33 protein-coding genes and 1 pseudogene are annotated in these 19,858 nt (G+C 25.3%); 23 read left to right on the top strand and 11 right to left on the bottom strand.

Annotated elements, in window-relative coordinates:
* Positions 1 to 106 precede the first annotated feature (106 nt).
* Complete coding sequence (locus AAHM78_RS07045) at positions 107 to 361, bottom strand: transposase family protein (RefSeq protein ID WP_342254807.1); 255 nt, start codon at positions 359 to 361, stop codon at positions 107 to 109.
* Positions 362 to 439: 78 nt separating this feature from the next.
* On the opposite strand from AAHM78_RS07045, the gene AAHM78_RS07040 reads away from it, so the two are divergent.
* The 5 genes from AAHM78_RS07040 to AAHM78_RS16865 all read left to right on the top strand — a co-directional run bounded on the left by AAHM78_RS07040 (position 440) and on the right by AAHM78_RS16865 (position 2,610).
* The gene (locus AAHM78_RS07040; RefSeq protein WP_342255082.1) at positions 440 to 709 is read left to right on the top strand and encodes a BspA family leucine-rich repeat surface protein; all 270 of its coding nucleotides are present in this window, start codon (positions 440 to 442) and stop codon (positions 707 to 709) included.
* A 130-nt stretch (positions 710 to 839) separates the two neighbouring features.
* The gene (locus tag AAHM78_RS07035) at positions 840 to 1,250 is read left to right on the top strand and encodes a transposase family protein (protein ID WP_342254806.1); all 411 of its coding nucleotides are present in this window, start codon (positions 840 to 842) and stop codon (positions 1,248 to 1,250) included.
* A gap of 118 nt (positions 1,251 to 1,368) precedes the next feature.
* On the top strand, positions 1,369 to 2,085 hold the full coding sequence (locus AAHM78_RS07030; RefSeq protein WP_342254805.1) for an IS1595 family transposase: 717 nt from the start codon (positions 1,369 to 1,371) through the stop codon (positions 2,083 to 2,085).
* A gap of 150 nt (positions 2,086 to 2,235) precedes the next feature.
* Complete coding sequence (locus tag AAHM78_RS07025; protein ID WP_342254967.1) at positions 2,236 to 2,451, top strand: hypothetical protein; 216 nt, start codon at positions 2,236 to 2,238, stop codon at positions 2,449 to 2,451.
* A 12-nt stretch (positions 2,452 to 2,463) separates the two neighbouring features.
* On the top strand, positions 2,464 to 2,610 hold the full coding sequence (locus AAHM78_RS16865; RefSeq protein WP_425289775.1) for a transposase: 147 nt from the start codon (positions 2,464 to 2,466) through the stop codon (positions 2,608 to 2,610).
* 115 nt (positions 2,611 to 2,725) lie between these two features.
* Here the strand turns inward: AAHM78_RS16865 and AAHM78_RS07020 are convergent, their stop codons facing one another.
* On the bottom strand, positions 2,726 to 3,040 hold the full coding sequence (locus AAHM78_RS07020) for a transposase (RefSeq protein ID WP_342253413.1): 315 nt from the start codon (positions 3,038 to 3,040) through the stop codon (positions 2,726 to 2,728).
* 753 nt (positions 3,041 to 3,793) lie between these two features.
* Between AAHM78_RS07020 and mraZ the strand changes: the two genes are divergently transcribed.
* The 6 genes and pseudogenes from mraZ to AAHM78_RS06990 all read left to right on the top strand — a co-directional run.
* Positions 3,794 to 4,237: a division/cell wall cluster transcriptional repressor MraZ gene (gene mraZ, locus AAHM78_RS07015; protein ID WP_342254804.1), complete on the top strand. Its 444-nt coding sequence runs from the start codon at positions 3,794 to 3,796 to the stop codon at positions 4,235 to 4,237.
* 5 nt (positions 4,238 to 4,242) lie between these two features.
* A complete protein-coding gene (gene rsmH, locus AAHM78_RS07010) occupies positions 4,243 to 5,193 on the top strand; it encodes a 16S rRNA (cytosine(1402)-N(4))-methyltransferase RsmH (protein ID WP_342254803.1) in 951 nt (316 codons plus the stop codon).
* Positions 5,194 to 5,214: 21 nt separating this feature from the next.
* Positions 5,215 to 6,495: a hypothetical protein gene (locus AAHM78_RS07005; RefSeq protein ID WP_342254802.1), complete on the top strand. Its 1,281-nt coding sequence runs from the start codon at positions 5,215 to 5,217 to the stop codon at positions 6,493 to 6,495.
* Positions 6,496 to 6,530: 35 nt separating this feature from the next.
* Positions 6,531 to 7,685, top strand: coding sequence for a cell division protein FtsZ (gene ftsZ, locus AAHM78_RS07000; protein WP_342254801.1), 1,155 nt, complete (start codon positions 6,531 to 6,533; stop codon positions 7,683 to 7,685).
* A gap of 6 nt (positions 7,686 to 7,691) precedes the next feature.
* Positions 7,692 to 7,976 (top strand): cell division protein SepF, encoded by a 285-nt coding sequence (sepF, locus tag AAHM78_RS06995; protein WP_174480582.1) that lies wholly within the window; start codon positions 7,692 to 7,694, stop codon positions 7,974 to 7,976.
* A 178-nt stretch (positions 7,977 to 8,154) separates the two neighbouring features.
* Positions 8,155 to 8,707 (top strand): annotated as a pseudogene (locus AAHM78_RS06990) (IS256 family transposase); the annotation flags it as partial.
* A 567-nt stretch (positions 8,708 to 9,274) separates the two neighbouring features.
* On the opposite strand, the gene AAHM78_RS06985 reads toward AAHM78_RS06990, so the two are convergent.
* Entirely contained in the window at positions 9,275 to 9,541 is a 267-nt protein-coding gene (locus tag AAHM78_RS06985) for a hypothetical protein (protein ID WP_342252990.1), read from the bottom strand.
* Positions 9,507 to 9,662, bottom strand: coding sequence for a hypothetical protein (locus tag AAHM78_RS06980; protein ID WP_342254800.1), 156 nt, complete (start codon positions 9,660 to 9,662; stop codon positions 9,507 to 9,509). The genes AAHM78_RS06985 and AAHM78_RS06980 overlap by 35 nt, the downstream gene beginning before the upstream one ends.
* Positions 9,663 to 9,770: 108 nt before the next feature.
* Here AAHM78_RS06980 and AAHM78_RS06975 point away from each other — a divergent pair, with 108 nt between their 5' ends.
* The gene (locus AAHM78_RS06975) at positions 9,771 to 9,950 is read left to right on the top strand and encodes a hypothetical protein (RefSeq protein WP_342254799.1); all 180 of its coding nucleotides are present in this window, start codon (positions 9,771 to 9,773) and stop codon (positions 9,948 to 9,950) included.
* A gap of 42 nt (positions 9,951 to 9,992) precedes the next feature.
* On the opposite strand, the gene AAHM78_RS06970 is transcribed toward AAHM78_RS06975, so the two are convergent.
* Complete coding sequence (locus AAHM78_RS06970) at positions 9,993 to 10,307, bottom strand: transposase (protein ID WP_342254798.1); 315 nt, start codon at positions 10,305 to 10,307, stop codon at positions 9,993 to 9,995.
* Positions 10,308 to 10,883: 576 nt separating this feature from the next.
* On the opposite strand from AAHM78_RS06970, the gene AAHM78_RS06965 reads away from it, so the two are divergent.
* A complete protein-coding gene (locus AAHM78_RS06965; protein WP_342254797.1) occupies positions 10,884 to 11,117 on the top strand; it encodes a transposase family protein in 234 nt (77 codons plus the stop codon).
* A 50-nt stretch (positions 11,118 to 11,167) separates the two neighbouring features.
* Positions 11,168 to 11,542: a transposase family protein gene (locus AAHM78_RS06960; protein WP_342255032.1), complete on the top strand. Its 375-nt coding sequence runs from the start codon at positions 11,168 to 11,170 to the stop codon at positions 11,540 to 11,542.
* Here the strand turns inward: AAHM78_RS06960 and AAHM78_RS06955 are convergent.
* Positions 11,534 to 11,806 carry a hypothetical protein gene (locus AAHM78_RS06955; RefSeq protein ID WP_342254796.1) on the bottom strand — a complete coding sequence of 91 codons (273 nt, stop codon included), beginning with the start codon at positions 11,804 to 11,806 and terminating at the stop codon, positions 11,534 to 11,536. The two genes, AAHM78_RS06960 and AAHM78_RS06955, sit on opposite strands and share 9 nt — an antisense overlap.
* Before the next feature lie 65 nt (positions 11,807 to 11,871).
* Between AAHM78_RS06955 and AAHM78_RS06950 the strand changes: the two genes are divergently transcribed.
* The 3 genes from AAHM78_RS06950 to AAHM78_RS06940 all read left to right on the top strand — a co-directional run bounded on the left by AAHM78_RS06950 (position 11,872) and on the right by AAHM78_RS06940 (position 13,698).
* Positions 11,872 to 12,123 carry a hypothetical protein gene (locus AAHM78_RS06950; RefSeq protein WP_342254795.1) on the top strand — a complete coding sequence of 84 codons (252 nt, stop codon included), beginning with the start codon at positions 11,872 to 11,874 and terminating at the stop codon, positions 12,121 to 12,123.
* Positions 12,048 to 12,830 carry an IS1595 family transposase gene (locus tag AAHM78_RS06945; RefSeq protein WP_342254794.1) on the top strand — a complete coding sequence of 261 codons (783 nt, stop codon included), beginning with the start codon at positions 12,048 to 12,050 and terminating at the stop codon, positions 12,828 to 12,830. The genes AAHM78_RS06950 and AAHM78_RS06945 overlap by 76 nt, the downstream gene beginning before the upstream one ends.
* A gap of 151 nt (positions 12,831 to 12,981) precedes the next feature.
* Complete coding sequence (locus tag AAHM78_RS06940; RefSeq protein WP_342254241.1) at positions 12,982 to 13,698, top strand: IS1595 family transposase; 717 nt, start codon at positions 12,982 to 12,984, stop codon at positions 13,696 to 13,698.
* Between the two features lie 104 nt (positions 13,699 to 13,802).
* On the opposite strand, the gene AAHM78_RS06935 is transcribed toward AAHM78_RS06940, so the two are convergent.
* Complete coding sequence (locus AAHM78_RS06935; protein ID WP_342254793.1) at positions 13,803 to 14,504, bottom strand: hypothetical protein; 702 nt, start codon at positions 14,502 to 14,504, stop codon at positions 13,803 to 13,805.
* A 3-nt stretch (positions 14,505 to 14,507) separates the two neighbouring features.
* Positions 14,508 to 15,095 carry a hypothetical protein gene (locus tag AAHM78_RS06930; protein WP_342254792.1) on the bottom strand — a complete coding sequence of 196 codons (588 nt, stop codon included), beginning with the start codon at positions 15,093 to 15,095 and terminating at the stop codon, positions 14,508 to 14,510.
* 70 nt (positions 15,096 to 15,165) lie between these two features.
* On the opposite strand from AAHM78_RS06930, the gene AAHM78_RS06925 reads away from it, so the two are divergent.
* The 3 genes from AAHM78_RS06925 to AAHM78_RS06915 all read left to right on the top strand — a co-directional run bounded on the left by AAHM78_RS06925 (position 15,166) and on the right by AAHM78_RS06915 (position 16,846).
* On the top strand, positions 15,166 to 15,576 hold the full coding sequence (locus AAHM78_RS06925) for a transposase family protein (protein WP_342254791.1): 411 nt from the start codon (positions 15,166 to 15,168) through the stop codon (positions 15,574 to 15,576).
* A gap of 118 nt (positions 15,577 to 15,694) precedes the next feature.
* Entirely contained in the window at positions 15,695 to 16,411 is a 717-nt protein-coding gene (locus AAHM78_RS06920) for an IS1595 family transposase (RefSeq protein ID WP_342254790.1), read from the top strand.
* A gap of 150 nt (positions 16,412 to 16,561) precedes the next feature.
* Positions 16,562 to 16,846, top strand: a complete 285-nt coding sequence (locus AAHM78_RS06915) for a transposase family protein (protein ID WP_342255080.1) — start codon at positions 16,562 to 16,564, stop codon at positions 16,844 to 16,846.
* Positions 16,847 to 16,950: 104 nt separating this feature from the next.
* On the opposite strand, the gene AAHM78_RS06910 is transcribed toward AAHM78_RS06915, so the two are convergent.
* Positions 16,951 to 17,223, bottom strand: coding sequence for an IS1/IS1595 family N-terminal zinc-binding domain-containing protein (locus tag AAHM78_RS06910; RefSeq protein ID WP_342252841.1), 273 nt, complete (start codon positions 17,221 to 17,223; stop codon positions 16,951 to 16,953).
* Between the two features lie 162 nt (positions 17,224 to 17,385).
* On the bottom strand, positions 17,386 to 17,682 hold the full coding sequence (locus tag AAHM78_RS06905; protein WP_342254789.1) for a hypothetical protein: 297 nt from the start codon (positions 17,680 to 17,682) through the stop codon (positions 17,386 to 17,388).
* Positions 17,683 to 17,990: 308 nt separating this feature from the next.
* Here AAHM78_RS06905 and AAHM78_RS06900 point away from each other — a divergent pair, with 308 nt between their 5' ends.
* The 3 genes from AAHM78_RS06900 (at position 17,991) to AAHM78_RS06890 (ending at position 19,433) form a co-directional block, all read left to right on the top strand.
* Positions 17,991 to 18,383 carry a transposase family protein gene (locus tag AAHM78_RS06900; RefSeq protein ID WP_342252835.1) on the top strand — a complete coding sequence of 131 codons (393 nt, stop codon included), beginning with the start codon at positions 17,991 to 17,993 and terminating at the stop codon, positions 18,381 to 18,383.
* A 50-nt stretch (positions 18,384 to 18,433) separates the two neighbouring features.
* Entirely contained in the window at positions 18,434 to 18,808 is a 375-nt protein-coding gene (locus tag AAHM78_RS06895) for a transposase family protein (protein ID WP_342255079.1), read from the top strand.
* An 82-nt stretch (positions 18,809 to 18,890) separates the two neighbouring features.
* Positions 18,891 to 19,433 (top strand): hypothetical protein, encoded by a 543-nt coding sequence (locus tag AAHM78_RS06890; RefSeq protein WP_342254788.1) that lies wholly within the window; start codon positions 18,891 to 18,893, stop codon positions 19,431 to 19,433.
* 13 nt (positions 19,434 to 19,446) lie between these two features.
* On the opposite strand, the gene AAHM78_RS06885 is transcribed toward AAHM78_RS06890, so the two are convergent.
* A complete protein-coding gene (locus tag AAHM78_RS06885) occupies positions 19,447 to 19,812 on the bottom strand; it encodes a transposase family protein (protein WP_342255078.1) in 366 nt (121 codons plus the stop codon).
* Between the last annotated feature and the right edge of the window lie 46 nt (positions 19,813 to 19,858).

Below are 19,858 nucleotides of genomic sequence, written 5' to 3'. Positions count from 1 at the left end.
CAGTAGCATCAATAGCTAACAAATTATTATTAGTACCTTTATTTTTTGTTAAATCTTTTTTTTCAGGTAAATTAAAAATTCCGCTTTTTATTAAAATATTTTCAATTTAAAAAATATTACGAATGCAACTAGTATGACTAATATTATATCTTTTTGCAATAACTCTATAACTACTATAGTCTTTTCAATATTCTAAAGTCATTAATAAACGCTCTTCAATTACAATTTTATTTTTTCTACCACCATAATATTTTTGTTTAGACTCAGCAATTTTTAAAATTTCAAGCATTTTATAAAATGTTTGTGGCTTTATGCCGACTAAACTATAAAATTCTTGATTATCTTTATATTTTTTCAACATAATAACTATCACCTTTAATATTAATAATAATCGTTAAATTGTTAAAATTAAAGGTTTTGCACCAAGTCTAATCAAGATTTATCAACTTGAAATGTATCTAGTGTAGAAGATATGGTTGGTACATTTGCCAATACTTTAGCATTTAATAAAGATTTATCAAAATGAAATGTATCCAATGTAAGAATTATGACTGGTATGTTTGCTGGCTCAGTATTATTTGATCAAGATCTTTCAAATTGAGATGTATCCAATGTACTAGATCACACTCATTTTGCTGTTGGTTCAGCAATTTCTAATTCTAATAAATTACCTAAATTTAAAAACTTTTTTATTAATAACACTATTTAATTTGATCAAAAGTATTTAATTTCTAAGTAAGTAATTATAATAAAACTTAGAATAATATAATAGACTTGGTGCAAAACCTTTAATTTTAACAATTTAACGATTATTATTAATATTAAAGGTGATAGTTATTATGTTGAAAAAATATAAAGATGATCAAGAATTTTATAGTTTAGTCGGCATAAAGCCACAAACATTTTATAAAATGCTTGAAATTTTAAAAATTGCTGAGTCTAAACAAAAATATTATGGTGGTAGAAAAAATAAAATTGTAATTGAAGAGCGTTTATTAATGACTTTAGAATATTGAAAAGACTATAGTAGTTATAGAGTTATTGCAAAAAGATATAATATTATTCATACTAGTTGCATTCGTAATATTTTTTGAATTGAAAATATTTTAATAAAAAGCGGAATTTTTAATTTACCCGGAAAAAAAGATTTAACAAAAAATAAAGGTACTAATAATAATTTGTTAGCTATTGATGCTACTGAAACTCCAATTGAAAGAATTAAAAAAGGAAATTATCCCCACATGTACTAGTGTGGAGGAAAAAATGAATGGAAATGAATTCAATAGCATATTTCAAACTGAAAACGATTGTTTGAAATATATAGCGAAGTTGAAAATAATGAAATGCATCAGGTGTGCTTCTTCTAGTTTGAATACTTCTGATTTGAGAAGAATACGATGTTTGAACTGTAACCAAACATTTAGTATTCTTTATGGAACCATTTTTTATAAGTCACAGACCCAAATGACATCTTGGTTTTATCTCATCTTTAGATGAATAAACACAAAGCCTGGCATACCAGCAACCGATGTTGCAAGGGAATTAGGTGTGACCTATAAAACAGCTTGAAGAATGTGTCATGAAATCAGGACTAGAATTGGAAATCAAGATGCAGGTTTCATTGTTGATGGCACAGCACAGATGGATGAAATGTATCTTTCACATTTAGGTTTTAAAAAACAAGGAAGATCCTTGTTGAATAAAACTTTGATTGTTGGAGTTTATGAGAAAACCATCCACAAACTAATTGTGAAGGTGCTGAAAAATGCAGATGAAAAAAACCTTTTAAGATTTGCATTGAAACACATTTTTACTGAGTGCTGTCTATTTACGGATTATCGGAAGGGATATGTAAGTTTCAAAAACTTCTATCCCAAACATGAAATCGTAAATCATGAAGTTGGGTATGTGTCACCAACAGGTGTAAACACAAACCAGATTGAATCAGCATGAAAGCACATCCGACGAACTTTCCGAACACACATAAGAGTTTCAAAGCACAATATTCATTTATATGCAAAAGAATCAGCATATAAATTCAATAACATACCTAGTTTTGAAACTGTAATTTTGTGTTTAATTTAAATACATGCGGGGATAATTTCCTAGGTAGGCTTTTATCTCCATTTATGTGATAAAATTTAAAAATAGTACATAAAGGGATAAAAGACTTAAAAAAAACTAAAATTACTTTTTTCAGGTAAAAAGAAACATCATTCTCTCAAATCCCAAATAATTATTGATATTTCCAATGGAAAAATTATTTCAACTGCTTTTTGTTTTGGAAGCATTCATGATTTTAAATTGCTTCTAAAATCTAAAACTTTTATTCATCCAGAAAAACAAGTTTTTGTTGATTCAGGTTATCAAGGTATACAAAATATTCATAAAAATACATTTTTGCCATTTAAAAAAAGTAAATACAATCAATTAACACCAATTCAAAAATAATACAATAAAACTTTAAGTAAAATTAGAATTAAAATTGAACACGTATTTGCTAAACTAAAACGTTTTAAAATTTTAAGTTTAAAATATCGCAATAAAATACGAAGATTTGCATTAAGATTTAATTTAATAGCAGGAATATATAATTTTGAATTACCTTAGTTTTGCACCAAGTCTAATAAAATATTATAGGCTTTTATCCCTTTATGTACTATTTTTAAATTTTATCACATAAATGGAGATAAAAGCCTACCTAGGAAATTATCCCCGCATGTATTTAAATCAAACACAAAATTACAGTTTCAAAACTAGGTATGTTATTGAATTTATATGCTGATTCTTTTGCATATAAATGAATATTGTGCTTTGAAACTCTTATGTGTGTTCGGAAAGTTCGTCGGATGTGCTTTCATGCTGATTCAATCTGGTTTGTGTTTACACCTGTTGGTGACACATACCCAACTTCATGATTTACGATTTCATGTTTGGGATAGAAGTTTTTGAAACTTACATATCCCTTCCAAGAATCCGTAAATAGACAGCACTCAGTAAAAATGTGTTTCAATGCAAATCTTAAAAGGTTTTTTTTCATCTGCATTTTTCAGCACCTTCACAATTAGTTTGTTGCTGGTTTTCTCATAAACTCCAACAATCAAAGTTTTATTCAACAAGGATCTTCCTTGTTTTTTAAAACCTAAATGTGAAAGATACATTTCATCCATCTGTGCTGTGCCATCAACAATGAAACCTGCATCTTGATTTCCAATTCTAGTCCTGATTTCATGACACATTCTTCAAGCTGTTTTATAGGTCACACCCAATTCCCTTGCAACATCGGTTGCTGGTATGCCATGCTTTGTGTTTATTCATCTAAAGATGAGATAAAACCAAGATGTCATTTGGGTCTGTGACTTATAAAAAATGGTTCCATAAAGAATACTAAATGTTTGGTTACAGTTCAAACATCGTATTCTTCTCAAATCAGAAGTATTCAAACTAGAAGAAGCACACCTGATGCATTTCATTATTTTCAACTTCGCTATATATTTCAAACAATCGTTTTCAGTTTGAAATATGCTATTGAATTCATTTCAATTCATTTTTTCCTCCACACTAGTACATGCGGGGATAATTTCCATATTATATTTGTTTTTTATAAAAGCATATAATATTGACAAACGGTAAATTTAAAAAGTTTTAACTAATTTCTTTATTTTTTTAAAGTAAATGAGTTTTTATTTTTATTATTATATGTTCTTTTATTTTACTGACTAGTCATACATTTAAAGTAATCAATTGTAATTATATGCCAAAGGTTATATAATATGGGTAATAGTGGGAAAGTGTGGGTGATATTATGCTACTAGGACAATCATTGTCAACATTAGATGAAAAGAAACGAATGATAATTCCTTCTAAGTTTAGAAGTTATTTTCATAACAATGAGATTGTTATTGTTTCTAAAGGTTTTGAAGGCTGTTTAGTTATTCGTAACGAAATTGAATTTATTAAATGACAAGATAAAATCTTATCACAATCCGAAGGTCAGAAAGAAGCCAGAATTTTAGCAAGACAAGTATTTGCTAATTCAGAAGAATTAACTATTGATAGTAAAGGTCGCATTAATATTCCACATTCATTATTGACACTAGCTGATATTAAACAAAAAGTAATTATAATTGGACTATCCAATAAAATTGAGATTTGATCAGAAACTAATTGAAATAGTTTTAATCAAGATACCAAGGATAAATTTGAGTCGGCGGCAGCAGCTCTAGATGAGATATAAAAATTATGAATAATATCAATGCAAGACACATTTCTGTAATGTTAACAGAAGCAATTGATTTCTTAAATATTAAACCTGATGGTATTTATGTCGATTGTACATTAGGACGAGCAGGTCATAGTAAAGTTATACTATCAAAACTTACCTCTGGCAAACTATATGCTTTTGATCAAGATCAAATAGCCATTGATAATAGTAAAATTATTTTAAAAGATTTTAAAGATAAATATGAAATAATTAAAAGTAATTTTGCAAATATTCAATCTGAGCTTTTAAAAAGAAATATTACTAAAGTTGATGGTATATTATATGATTTAGGTATATCATCACCACAAGTTGATGAAGATATTAGAGGATTTAGTTATATGAAAGATGCTAAGTTAGATATGCGTATGGATCAAAGTCAAAAATTAAATGCGTGAGATATTGTTAATAATTATAATTATGAGCAATTAAAAACAATTATTAAAAATTATGGTGAAGAAGTATTTGCTAGTATTATTGCTAAAAATATTATTAAAACAAGAACTTTTCAACCAATTGATACCACTTTACAATTGGTTACGATTATTAAAAAATCATTACCAGTAAGAGTATTAAATAAGCATCATCATCCTGCCAAAAAGACTTTTCAAGCATTAAGAATTGCTGTTAACAATGAGTTAGAAACATTAAAATCGTCTTTAAAACAATCTTTGAAATTATTAAAATCTAATGGTAGAATTGTTGTTATTAGTTTTCATTCTTTAGAAGATCGTATTGTTAAACAAACTTTTAATGAAGTTTTAATCGATCCACAAGCACAATTATATGCTAAATTACCAGTTCACAATAATTGAAAAACAAAATATCAGTTAATAATTAAAAAACCAATTACACCAAAGCCTGATGAAATAAATAAAAATCCAAGAGCACGAAGTGCAAAACTAAGAGTTATTACTTATATTGATTCATAAAAATGTTTGGAGGTGAGCAATATGAATTTTCAAGAACTATATGTTGTATGTCAAATTGAAGATTTTAGTTTAAAAGTTATGGTTAATAATTATGTTAATAATCAAATTCAGGTTTTATATAAAGAAACTGTTGATACTGAACAGTTTTCTGAAAATGGTGTAATTATTAATTCAATTGCTACAGGTAAGTTATTAAGGCAAATTATTAATAAAATTAATAATACTTTAAATATAAAAGTACAACGTATTGCCTTAACTTTACCTTCAAATAATTTAAAAATTTATCAATCACAAGCATCACTTGATTTTAAAGATGCTAATCACATTATCACTGATGAAGATTGTAGTAAAGTGATTGAAACGGCTAAAAACATTACTATTGATAATAGTGAAATTATTTGTTTAACTAAACCATACAATTTTAAAGTTGATCATGCAATTGGTAATTGTTCATTACCAATTGCAAAAAAAGGACAAGTTATGCATGTTGATGCTTTAGTTTATTCATTACCTAAAAGTTTATATAATTCTCACCTCGAAGTATTAACTAATGCCGAAACAGAATTGTTAACTGTTACTTTAGATCAATTTGCATTAGTATGTAATATTAAAAATACTGATTTTAATCGTAATACAGTTTTAGTTGATTGAAATATTAATAGTACTAAGATTAGTGTTTTTAGTAATTCAGTATTATTTGCAACAACTAATATTAAAATTGGTTGAAATCAAATAATTCAATCATTAATGAAGCAAATGCATTGTGGTTATGATAAAGCTGAAAGATATTTACAAAAAATTATTAATATAAGTAGTAATTATTTATGCGATGTTGTTGTTGATAAGTATGTTGATGATCAAACAAAATCTATTGTTCGTTTAACAAAAACTGATTTACAAGCAACAGTTAAAAGACAAATTAATGACATTATTTCTTGTATTGAATATTTTCTTGATGAAGTTAGTGATAATAATAGTTCAGATATGGAAATTATTTTTACGGGAATTACTATTGGTTTATGTGGTTTTGCCAACTATTTTAAAAATAATAGCAAACTAAAAGAAGTAAAATATATGCTCAGTCAAACTCCTGGTGCATATAGTTATCAGTGAACTACTTTAATCGGTAATACTCACTACCAACATTTAGTAAATGTTTTTAGTAATAATTATATTTCATCAATACATAAACCAGAAATTGTATCAAAATTAAATCATTATACGCATTCTAATAATCATGATAATAAGCATTATAATTCCCCCTTTCAACCAAATTATCAGTATAATGATGGTAGTAAATAGAAGAAGACAATTTGATTACTCAGGAGGAAAATAAAATGGAACATAATAATTCACAATTTAAACCAATAGCATCAATTCGGGTAATTGGTATTGGTGGTGCTGGTAATAATGCTGTTAATAGAATGATTGAAGCAGTGGTACAAGGTGTTGATTTTTATGTTGCTAATACTGATGCACAAGTAGTTAATGCATCACCAGCTGAAAATAAAATTATTTTGGGCAAAGAATTATCAAAGGGACTTGGAGCAGGAGCTAATCCCGAAATTGGTAAACAAGCCGCAATTGAAAGTGAAGCAGAAATTAAACGTGCTTTAGATGGTGCAGATATGGTTTTTATTGCTGCTGGTATGGGTGGTGGTACTGGTACTGGTGCTGCATCAATTGTTGCAAGAATTGCTAAAGAATGTGGTGCTTTAACAATTGCTATTGTTACTAAACCATTTAAATTTGAAGGACGTAATCGTAATGCTCATGCTATAGTTGGAATTGAAAATTTAAAGAAACAAGTTGATGCAATTATTATTATTTCTAATGATAAATTATTACAAGTAATTGGTAATATCCCTCTTAAAGATTCGTTTAAAGAAGCAGATAATATTTTACGTCAAGGTGTACAGACTATTACTGACTTAATTGCTGTTCCTGCTTTAATAAATTTAGATTTTGCTGATGTTCGTACTATTATTGAAAATAAAGGTAATGCTTTATTTGGTATTGGAATGTCAAAGGGTGAACATAAAGCTAAACAAGCCGCAACAAAAGCTATTTCTTCTCCTTTACTTGATGATGTGACAATTAAGGGTGCTAAAAATGCTATTGTTAATGTTACTGGTGGAACAACAATGACATTAACTGACGCTAATATTGCTGTTGATTTAGTTCGTGATGCTGCGGGTAATGATGTTAATATCATTTTTGGTGTTGCTGTTAATGAAAATTTAAACGATGAAATGATTGTAACAGTTATTGCCACTGGTTTTGATGAAGAAGGTGCTAATGCTAATAATTTTGTTTATAGTTCAAAAGTTGATAATCATGAATTTATTACCAATAAGACTCAATATTTAAGTGAAGAAATTAAAGAACAAACAAAGAAAAAAGAAGAAGAACAACAAAATTTAGTCCAAGAAGCAGCAATGGAAGCAGATGATGATTTACCATCATTTTTACGAAGACGAAAGGGAGTTTAATTAATTATGGGATGAAGAAGTAAAAAATATAAAGACAATGATGAAAATAGTAATTATAAAACCAGTTTTCAAGAACAAATACAAGAATTTGCTCCTAAAAATTATCAAGAAATTGAATCAGTTGCTAATGCTATGATTTTACAAAAACCAATTAAAGTTAATTTAACAACAACTGTTGAAAATGATCGAAGAAGAATTATTGATTTTCTTTGTGGTATTTCGTATGTTATTGGTTTTGTTGTTGATAAAACTGATATTCATATTTATGAATTTAAAAATGAATTAAGTTAATCTTGAACAAATAGGTTTTTTATTTCTTTCTAATAATAAAGAAATAAAATTATTTATTTTTTAAATTGTTCTTACATTAATTTTAGAATATAAATCCCTTCTAAATTAGAAGGGATTTATTGTTTTAATTTGCTTATTTGTTATTTTTGTAAGTTACACAGATTACTAAACATTACCGAAAAATCGAGGCTTAAATGATATTCTTATTGCTTGTAGTGATAATTTAACAGGCATGTCAGAAGCAATACAATCAGTTTATCCTAAAACCGAACATCAATTATGCATAGTTCATCAAATTAGAAATAGTTTAAAATATGTTTCATACAAACATCGAAAATCTCTAGTTACAGATTTAAAACCAATTTATAGTGCATGTAGTGAAGAACAAGCAATGCAAGCTTTAGAATTGTTTGAAAATAAATGAAATAAACAATATCCTCAAATTACTAAATATTGATATAAAAATTGAGATAATTTAATGGTTTTTATTAGTTATCCACCAGAAATTAAAAGAGTAATTTATACTACAAATGCTATTGAATCTGTTAATAGTCAATTACGAAAAGTTATTAGAAATAAAAAAGTTTTTCCTAACGATATGGCGGTTTTCAAAATATTTTACTTAGCAATTGAAAATATAACAAAAAAAATGAACAATGCCTATTCAAAATTGAAATACAGCAATTGCTCATTTTATGATAAAATTTGAAGACAGAATTAATCTAAACTAGTACCTTGTAAAACAAAGATACACAGATTACATAAAAGCCTCACTTTTAATATTTTCATATTTTTTATTAAATTCTTTAATAGTCATATTAATTTTTATTATCCTTTATTTGCTTTTAACATTTCTCTTGTAACATCTAATAGAGTATCTATTTGATAAGAATTTAATTCAAATTCATAATTTCTAATTTTAATTTTTTCTTTTTCCATATTAACCTACCATTCCTAATTTACTAGTATCTACATCTTTTGCTTTATCTTCTTTAAATTTATCTTTAACATCTAAAGAATTACTAATATTTGTATCTTTATTTTTATTAAATAAATGTGGAAAATCTTTATTTAATAATGATAATTCTTCATCAATATCTTCTTTATCACCAAGATATCTTTTTAATAAATTAATATTTTCTTGTGATAAATCATATTTTTTATAACTTTCACTATGTCTAATTTCTCTATCTTTATCAGTTTTTTCTTTTAATTTTCAAAAAAACTCTTGATGAAATAAAAAAAATCATCAACCTGGCCTAAAATTTGATTTTATTTAATTTTGGGATTTATTTTTTTTACAAACCGAAATATAATGCTTCAGATTTTGCATAAGGTGATATTTTATAATGTTGGTATTTAAATTTTCATAAATTGAGGTAATTTTGAATATTGGTAAATCCAATGCCATGATAATGAGTAATAAATTCTTTTAAACTTGATTGTATTTTACTGATATTACTTAAATTTTTATAATTTAATTCTTTATTTTCTTTTGATTTAAATTTCTTGAGAGTACATTTTGTTTGTTTAGCTACTGTAATCATATAGTATTTGCATATCACAAACTATAATTGATTTTTCTTCGATAAGCTTAGATGTTAAATTTTCTTGTACTCATTTTTTTGTTAATCTTTTAGTATTTGTTGTTTGAGCATAAATATTTTTATTTTCATCAATTGCCATTTCAATACAACAGTTTAAATCTTTAGCATTTTCTTCAATATACTTGGTGCAAAACCTTTAATTTTAACAATTTAACGATTATTATTAATATTAAAGGTGATAGTTATTATGTTGAAAAAATATAAAGATGATCAAGAATTTTATAGTTTAGTCGGCATAAAGCCACAAACATTTTATAAAATTCTTGAAATTTTAAAAATTGCTGAGTCTAAACAAAAATATTATGGTGGTAGAAAAAATAAAAGGCTTTTATCCCTTTATGTACTATTTTTAAATTTTATCACATAAATGGAGATAAAAGCCTACCTAGGAAATTATCCCCGCATGTATTTAAATCAAACACAAAATTACAGTTTCAAAACTAGGTATGTTATTGAATTTATATGCTGATTCTTTTGCATATAAATGAATATTGTGCTTTGAAACTCTTATGTGTTTTCGGAAAGTTCGTCGGATGTGCTTTCATGCTGATTCAATCTGGTTTGTGTTTACACCTGTTGGTGACACATACCCAACTTCATGATTTACGATTTCATGTTTGGGATAGAAGTTTTTGAAACTTACATATCCCTTCCAAGAATCCGTAAATAGACAGCACTCAGTAAAAATGTGTTTCAATGCAAATCTTAAAAGGTTTTTTTTCATCTGCATTTTTCAGCACCTTCACAATTAGTTTGTTGCTGGTTTTCTCATAAACTCCAACAATCAAAGTTTTATTCAACAAGGATCTTCCTTGTTTTTTAAAACCTAAATGTGAAAGATACATTTCATCCATCTGTGCTGTGCCATCAACAATGAAACCTGCATATTGATTTCCAATTCTAGTCCTGATTTCATGACACATTCTTCAAGCTGTTTTATAGGTCACACCCAATTCCCTTGCAACATCGGTTGCTGGTATGCCATGCTTTGTGTTTATTCATCTAAAGATGAGATAAAACCAAGATGTCATTTGGGTCTGTGACTTATAAAAAATGGTTCCATAAAGAATACTAAATGTTTGGTTACAGTTCAAACATCGTATTCTTCTCAAATCAGAAGTATTCAAACTAGAAGAAGCACACCTGATGCATTTCATTATTTTCAACTTCGCTATATATTTCAAACAATCGTTTTCAGTTTGAAATATGCTATTGAATTCATTTCAATTCATTTTTTCCTCCACACTAGTATATGCGGGGATAATTTCCAAATAAAATTGTAATTGAAGAGCGTTTATTAATGACTTTAGAATATTGAAAAGACTATAGTAGTTATATAGTTATTGCAAAAAGATATAATATTAGTCATACTAGTTGCATTCGTAATATTTTTTGAATTGAAAATATTTTAATAAAAAGCGGAATTTTTAATTTACCTAGAAAAAAAGATTTAACAAAAAATAAAGGTACTAATAATAATTTGTTAGCTATTAATGCTACTGAAACTCCAATTGAAAGAATTAAAAAAAACTAAAATTACTTTTTTCAGGTAAAAAGAAACATCATTCTCTCAAATCCCAAATAATTATTGATATTTCCAATGGAAAAATTATTTCAACTGCTTTTTGTTTTGGAATCATTCATGATTTTAAATTGCTTCTAAAATCTAAAACTTTTATTCATCCAGAAAAACAAGTTTTTGTTGATTCAGGTTATCAAGGTATACAAAATATTCATAAAAATACATTTTTGCCATTTAAAAAAAGTAAATACAATCAATTAACACCAATTCAAAAAGAATACAATAAAACTTTAAGTAAAATTAGAATTAAAATTGAACACGTATTTGCTAAACTAAAACGTTTTAAAATTTTAAGTTTAAAATATCGCAATAAAATACGAAGATTTGCATTAAGATTTAATTTAATAGCAGGAATATATAATTTTGAATTACCTTAGTTTTGCACCAAGTCTATTATTAAATTTAATTTCACCTTGGTAATTAACACTTGCACCAGTAAACGCTATTAAGGAACCAATAAAATTAAATGTTATATGAATTTTGTTAGTCTTTTCATTTATGTTAATAATTACTCATAATTGTAAAAAGGTTATCGTTTTTTTGTGTTTATCAACATTTAAATTTGTATCTCCTAAATTTTTATAAAAATATTGATTTTCATTTAAAGTAGGATTGATATAATAATTTTTTAATTTTCACAAAAAATCTTGATATTACTTTTAATTTAAAATTAAAAGTAATATTTTTATATCGGGGGTGATTTTTTGTGACTAATAATGAATTAGTTGATGTTTTAAAAAACAAAAAAGATGAAGAATTTATAAAAATTATTAGACATTTTAAAAATAGAATTAAACAAATTGAGAAAAAAGAAAAATTAGATGCAATTGATAAAAAATTTAAAGAAAAAGGAATTCAATGTCCAAATTGTAAATCTTATTGATGTGTAAAAATGGTTTTAAGAATAATAAGCAAAAATATTTATGCAAAGATTGTAAAAGTAGCTTTGATGCTTTAAGAAATCATTTTTTACATTGAAGTCATTTATCTCATGAACAATGAGATTGAATAATTTGATTGTCATTGTTAGGTCAATCTGCTTATACTATTTCTCAATTTGCTAAAATTTCAAAAACATCAGCATGATTTAATCGTCAAAAATTTATGAAATCATCGCAATTAGCAAAAACACAAAAACCATTCACAAAATTAAAAGGTAGAATTGAAATTGATGAAACTTTTATCAAAGAAATTCATAAAGGAAATTTCAAAAATCCAGATGATCCAAGAAAAAAATGAATTGAAGAAAATGCTAAAGATTTAAACTGTTGTATTGAAATGGCAATTGATGAAAATAAAAATATTTATGCTCAAACAACAAATACTAAAAGATTAACAAAAAAATGAGTACAAGAAAATTTAACATCTAAGCTTATCGAAGAAAAATCAATTATAGTTTGTGATATGCAAATACTATATGATACAGTAGCTAAACAAACAAAATGTACTCTCAAGAAATTTAAATCAAAAGAAAATAAAGAATTAAATTATAAAAATTTAAGTAATATCAGTAAAATACAATCAAGTTTAAAAGAATTTATTACTCATTATCATGGCATTGGATTTACCAATATTCAAAATTACCTCAATTTATGAAAATTTAAATACCAACATTATAAAATATCACCTTATGCAAAATCTGAAGCATTATATTTCGGTTTGTAAAAAAAAATAGGAAATTATCCCCGCATGTACTGGTGTGGAGGAAAAAATGAATTGAAATGAATTCAATAGCATATTTCAAACTGAAAACGATTGTTTGAAATATATAGCGAAGTTGAAAATAATGAAATGCATCAGGTGTGCTTCTTCTAGTTTGAATACTTCTGATTTGAGAAGAATACGATGTTTGAACTGTAACCAAACATTTAGTATTCTTTATGGAACCATTTTTTATAAGTCACAGACCCAAATGACATCTTGGTTTTATCTCATCTTTAGATGAATAAACACAAAGCATGGCATACCAGCAACCGATGTTGCAAGGGAATTGGGTGTGACCTATAAAACAGCTTGAAGAATGTGTCATGAAATCAGGACTAGAATTGGAAATCAAGATGCGGGTTTCATTGTTGATGGCACAGCACAGATGGATGAAATGTATCTTTCGCATTTAGGTTTTAAAAAACAAGGAAGATCCTTGTTGAATAAAACTTTGATTGTTGGAGTTTATGAGAAAACCAGCAACAAACTAATCGTGAATGTGCTGAAAAATGCAGATGAAAAAAACCTTTTAAGATTTGCATTGAAACACATTTTTACTGAGTGCTGTCTATTTACGGATTCTTGGAAGGGATATGTAAGTTTCAAAAACTTCTATCCCAAACATGAAATCGTAAATCATGAAGTTGGGTATGTGTCACCAACAGGTGTAAACACAAACCAGATTGAATCAGCATGAAAGCACATCCGACGAACTTTCCGAACACACATAAGAGTTTCAAAACACAATATTCATTTATATGCAAAAGAATCAGCATATAAATTCAATAACATACCGAGTTTTGAAACTGTAATTTTGTGTTTGATTTAAATACATGCAGGGATAATTTCCTAGGTAGGCTTTTATCTCCATTTATGTGATAAAATTTAAAAATAGTACATAAAGGGATAAAAGCCAAAAAATAAATCACAAAATTAAATAAAATCAAATTTTAGGCCAGGTTGATGATTTTTTTTATTTCATCAAGAGTTTTTTTGAAAATTAAAATAATAATTTGATAATTCTACCGTTTCTCTATAAACCAAATACTTACAATTATTACCTAAATGTTCAGTATTATCTTTATAACTAAAATAATCATTTTCATTACTATATAAATATCTATTATTATCATTATTATTTATAGGTATATTTCTTAAATCATCAATTATAATAGGATTACTACTATTAAATTCATTTATAAATCCTTCACCTTCCTGAGATTTTAATTGAAAGTTTAAATTTAATTGAAAGTGTTTATAATCATTTATAAAATCTTTTATGTATTGATAACCATAATTAGTTATATCAATTGAAATATCTTTTATTCATGATTGATAATTACTTGGTTTCTGACCTATATAATACATTCCGTTTTTACTTTCTGTATTATAATATTGATTAGAAAATTTTATATTACTTAAATCTATAAATATTGAATGTGGTATTTCATTAGGTGGTGGTGGATTAACTGCTTTTGGATAATTATATTTATTTTTAAAACTATAAGTATTATTTGCTAATAAAAAATTATTCTTAATTAATCTTATATTACCACTTGCCTTACCAACTGTTTGATATGTTCCGGCTCAAATACTAAAATCATCACTTACAGCACCTTCATAATCATTTGGCATGCTCTAAAACGTTAATTTAAAATTACATTTTCCTTGAACTAAAATATCAATCATATCTATATAAAAACCACTATAATTATCATCACCAAAAATTGGTGATTGTAAATCAAATTCTTCTACTGGTGGCAATAAATAGATTTGTTGATTATTGTTTCGATTATTTTGTGATATATTAACTAAATTCATATATTTAGTATCAACAATATTATTATTATCAATATCATAACTTGAAAGTTTAATATTATCAGTTAAATTAAATGTAAAACTTGTCATATGACTTGTTGTACCTAAAATTGCTGGTATTTCATCGGGAGTTCCATTTCTAAATACATCATAAGGAATTATATTTTTTTCAGTTTGTTTTGAATATATTACAGTACTATAAAATTTATAGAATTCTGCACTCATTAAAAAGTTAACTATATTAAACTTTGGAATTAATAAATTTGAAACTTTTTTAAATCCAATATTCATTCCACCAGTAAATCCATTAAAGAAACTACCAAATACTGGTATGGTATTTAATTGAATTTTAACTGTTTCTCTTACTGATAATGGTATTTCATTCATAGAATTATAAATAAAATACATTAGACTTGGTGCAAAACCTTTAATTTTAAAAATTTAACGATTATTATTAATATTAAAGGTGATAGTTATTATGTTGAAAAAATATAAAGATGATCAAGAATTTTATAGTTTAGTCGGCATAAAGCCACAAATATTTTATAAAATGCTTGAAATTTTAAAAATTGCTGAGTCTAATCAAAAATATTATGGTGGTAGAAAAAATAAAATTGTAATTGAAGAGCGTTTATTAATGACTTTAGAATATTGAAAAGACTATAGTAGTTATAGAGTTATTGCAAAAAGATATAATATTAGTCATACTAGTTGCATTCGTAATATTTTTTGAATTGAAAATATTTTAATAAAAAGCGGAATTTTTAATTTACCTTGAAAAAAAGATTTAACAAAAAATAAAGGTACTAATAATAATTTGTTAGCTATTGATGCCACTGAAACTCCAATTGAAAGAATTAAAAAAGGAAATTATCCCCACATGTACTAGTGTGGAGGAAAAAATGAATTGAAATGAATTCAATAGCATATTTCAAACTGAAAACGATTGTTTGAAATATATAGCGAAGTTGAAAATAATGAAATGCATCAGGTGTGCTTCTTCTAGTTTGAATGCTTCTGATTTGAGAAGAATACGATGTTTGAACTGTAACCAAACATTTAGTATTCTTTATGGAACCATTTTTTATAAGTCACAGACCCAAATGACATCTTGGTTTTATCTCATCTTTAGATGAATAAACACAAAGCATGGCATACCAGCAACCGATGTTGCAAGGGAATTGGGTGTCACCTATAAAACAGCTTTAAGAATGTGTCATGAAATCAGGACTAGAATTGGAAATCAAGATGCAGGTTTCATTGTTGATGGCACAGCACAGATGGATGAAATGTATCTTTCACATTTAGGTTTTAAAAAACAAGGAAGATCCTTGTTGAATAAAACTTTGATTGTTGGAGTTTATGAGAAAACCAGCAACAAACTAATTGTGAAGGTGCTGAAAAATGCAGATGAAAAAAACCTTTTAAGATTTGCATTGAAACACATTTTTACTGAGTGCTGTCTATTTACGGATTCTTGGAAGGGATATGTAAGTTTCAAAAACTTCTATCCCAAACATGAAATCGTAAATCATGAAGTTGGGTATGTGTCACCAACAGGTGTAAACACAAACCAGATTGAATCAGCATGAAAGCACATACGACGAACTTTCCGAACACACATAAGAGTTTCAAAGCACAATATTCATTTATATGCAAAAGAATCAGCATATAAATTCAATAACATACCTAGTTTTGAAACTGTAATTTTGTGTTTGATTTAAATACATGCGGGGATAATTTCCTAGGTAGGCTTTTATCTCCATTTATGTGATAAAATTTAAAAATAGTACATAAAGGGATAAAAGCCTTAAAAAAAACTAAAATTACTTTTTTCAGGTAAAAAGAAACATCATTCTCTCAAATCCCAAATAATTATTGATATTTCCAATGGAAAAATTATTTCAACTGCTTTTTGTTTTGGAAGCATTCATGATTTTAAATTGCTTCTAAAATCTAAAACTTTTATTCATCCAGAAAAACAAGTTTTTGTTGATTCAGGTTATCAAGGTATACAAAATATTCATAAAAATACATTTTTGCCATTTAAAAAAAGTAAATACAATCAATTAACACCAATTCAAAAAGAATACAATAAAACTTTAAGTAAAATTAGAATTAAAATTGAACACGTATTTGCTAAACTAAAACGGTTTTAAAATTTTAATTTTAAAATATCGCAATAAAATACGAAGATTTGCATTAAGATTTAATTTAATAGCAGGAATATATAATTTTGAATTACCTTAGTTTTGCACCAAGTCTAATGTAAAAAATGATTTCTTAAAGCATCAAAGCTACTTTTACAATCTTTGCATAAATATTTTTGCTTATTATTCTTAAAACCATTTTTTACGCATCAATAAGATTTACAATTTGGACATTGAATTCCTTTTTCTTTAAATTTTTTATCAATTGCATCTAATTTTTCTTTTTTCTCAATTTGTTTAATTCTATTTTTAAAATGTCTAATAATTTTTATAAATTCTTCATCTTTTTTGTTTTTTAAAACATCAATTAATTCATTATTAGTCACAAAAAATCACCCCTGATATAAAAATATTACTTTTAATTTTAAATTAAAAGTAATATCAAGATTTTTTGTGAAAATTAAAATAAAATTCTTGATCATCTTTATATTTTTTCAACATAATAACTATCACCTTTAATATTAATAATAATCGTTAAATTGTTAAAATTAAAGGTTTTGCACCAAGTCTATTAAATTAATAATACTATTTGCCATTTGTTGATGAAATCACATACTTGGATGAAACTCATCAAAATAAAAATATTTATTTAAATTACTTTCATTAACTCCAGAATTAAAAACTGGTTTATAAGAATATTTTGTTTCTTTAGACATCATTTTACAAATTGTAGCACTAGTTTCAACAATTCCATCTGGAATTTTATTTTTAAAATTATTCATACCAGTTGCTAATTCTCTTGAAAGAAAAAAAGGTGTAATAATATTTTTATAAATTATTTTCATTTCTAATATCATTTTTTTCATTGTTTTTGATATTCAATACATGTTTTACGTGCTATTTGTATTTTTTGTTGATTATTATGTAATATCTTTTTAATTTTTGGTGTTAATGTTAAGTCAGGAACATCACTAATAATAATTTTATTTGCACCATTTTTAATTAATAATTTTATTGCTTTTTTTCTTCATTTATTACATTATTAATCTTACTGTTAATAATAATACGATCTGTTTTATTCATTAGACTTGGTGCAAAACCTTTAATTTTAACAATTTAACGATTATTATTAATATTAAAGGTGATAGTTATTATGTTGAAAAAATATAAAGATGATCAAGAATTTTATAGTTTAGTCGGCATAAAGCCACAAACATTTTATAAAATGCTTGAAATTTTAAAAATTGCTGAGTCTAAACAAAAATATTATGGTGGTAGAAAAAATAAAATTGTAATTGAAGAGCGTTTATTAATGACTTTAGAATATTGAAAAGACTATAGTAGTTATAGAGTTATTGCAAAAAGATATAATATTAGTCATACTAGTTGCATTCGTAATATTTTTTGAATTGAAAATATTTTAATAAAAAGCGGAATTTTTAATTTACCTGGAAAAAAAGATTTAACAAAAAATAAAGGTACTAATAATAATTTGTTAGCTATTGATGCCACTGAAACTCCAATTGAAAGAATTAAAAAAAACTAAAATTACTTTTTTCAGGTAAAAAGAAACATCATTCTCTCAAATCCCAAATAATTATTGATATTTCCAATGGAAAAATTATTTCAACTGCTTTTTGTTTTGGAAGCATTCATGATTTTAAATTGCTTCTAAAATCTAAAACTTTTATTCATCCAGAAAAACAAGTTTTTGTTGATTCAGGTTATCAAGGTATACAAAATATTCATAAAAATACATTTTTGCCATTTAAAAAAAGTAAATACAATCAATTAACACCAATTCAAAAAGAATGCAATAAAACTTTAAGTAAAATTAGAATTAAAATTGAACACGTATTTGCTAAACTAAAACGTTTTAAAATTTTAAGTTTAAAATATCGCAATAAAATACGAAGATTTGCATTAAGATTTAATTTAATAGCAGGAATATATAATTTTGAATTACTTTAGTTTTGCACCAAGTCTATTATATTTATTATTGTAAAAATTGTATTAAAAATTAATCAAATTTTTTAAAAAGGTGGTGAATATTATGTTAGGTAGATTTTTTAGAAAAGATAAAAGTAATATTAGTGATAATCAAAATGAAAAAGTAAAATTTTTAACTAATAAAAATAAAAGTACTCATGCTTCAATTTTAAATTATTTTGGTTTTAATGATTTTAATCACGAAACTTATTTCACTTATTTTGTAGCAGAAAATAATGCTAATTTATATAATGCTCCATTAGACATTAATAATGAAACTATTAAACAATATTTAATTAAACAAGAGTTTTATAGAAAAAATTGAAATTCTATTTTTAAATTAAGTAAATTAGGAATTAGTGGTTATTTAATTTTTATTGCTAATGATGACTTATATTTTCAAGTAGTAGATATACAACAAAGAGTTTATGATATTACTGGTAAATTAATTCAATGTACTATTTTTTATGATAGTTATCAACAAAATGCACAAACGGTAAGATTATTTGAAATTTATACATTAAATAATGAACAAGTAACTATTAATCGTGCAATTTATAGTATTAATGATAATAAAAAACAATTTACATTATCTTTTAAAGAATAGACTTGGTGCAAAACTAAGGTAATTCAAAATTATATATTCCTGCTATTAAATTAAATCTTAATGCAAATCTTCGTATTTTATTGCGATATTTTAAACTTAAAATTTTAAAACGTTTTAGTTTAGCAAATACGTGTTCAATTTTAATTCTAATTTTACTTAAAGTTTTATTGTATTCTTTTTGAATTGGTGTTAATTGATTGTATTTACTTTTTTTAAATAGCAAAAATGTATTTTTATGAATATTTTGTATACCTTGATAACCTGAATCAACAAAAACTTGTTTTTCTGGATGAATAAAAGTTTTAGATTTTAGAAGCAATTTAAAATCATGAATGCTTCCAAAACAAAAAGCAGTTGAAATAATTTTTCCATTGGAAATATCAATAATTATTTGGGATTTGAGAGAATGATGTTTCTTTTTACCT

This window comes from Spiroplasma endosymbiont of Zeiraphera isertana, from assembly GCF_964030805.1.
Classification (GTDB): domain Bacteria; phylum Bacillota_I; class Bacilli_A; order Mycoplasmatales; family VBWQ01; genus Spiroplasma_E.
The sequence above is the reverse complement of the archived record's forward strand: the minus strand, read 5'-3'. Positions and strand labels throughout refer to the sequence as shown.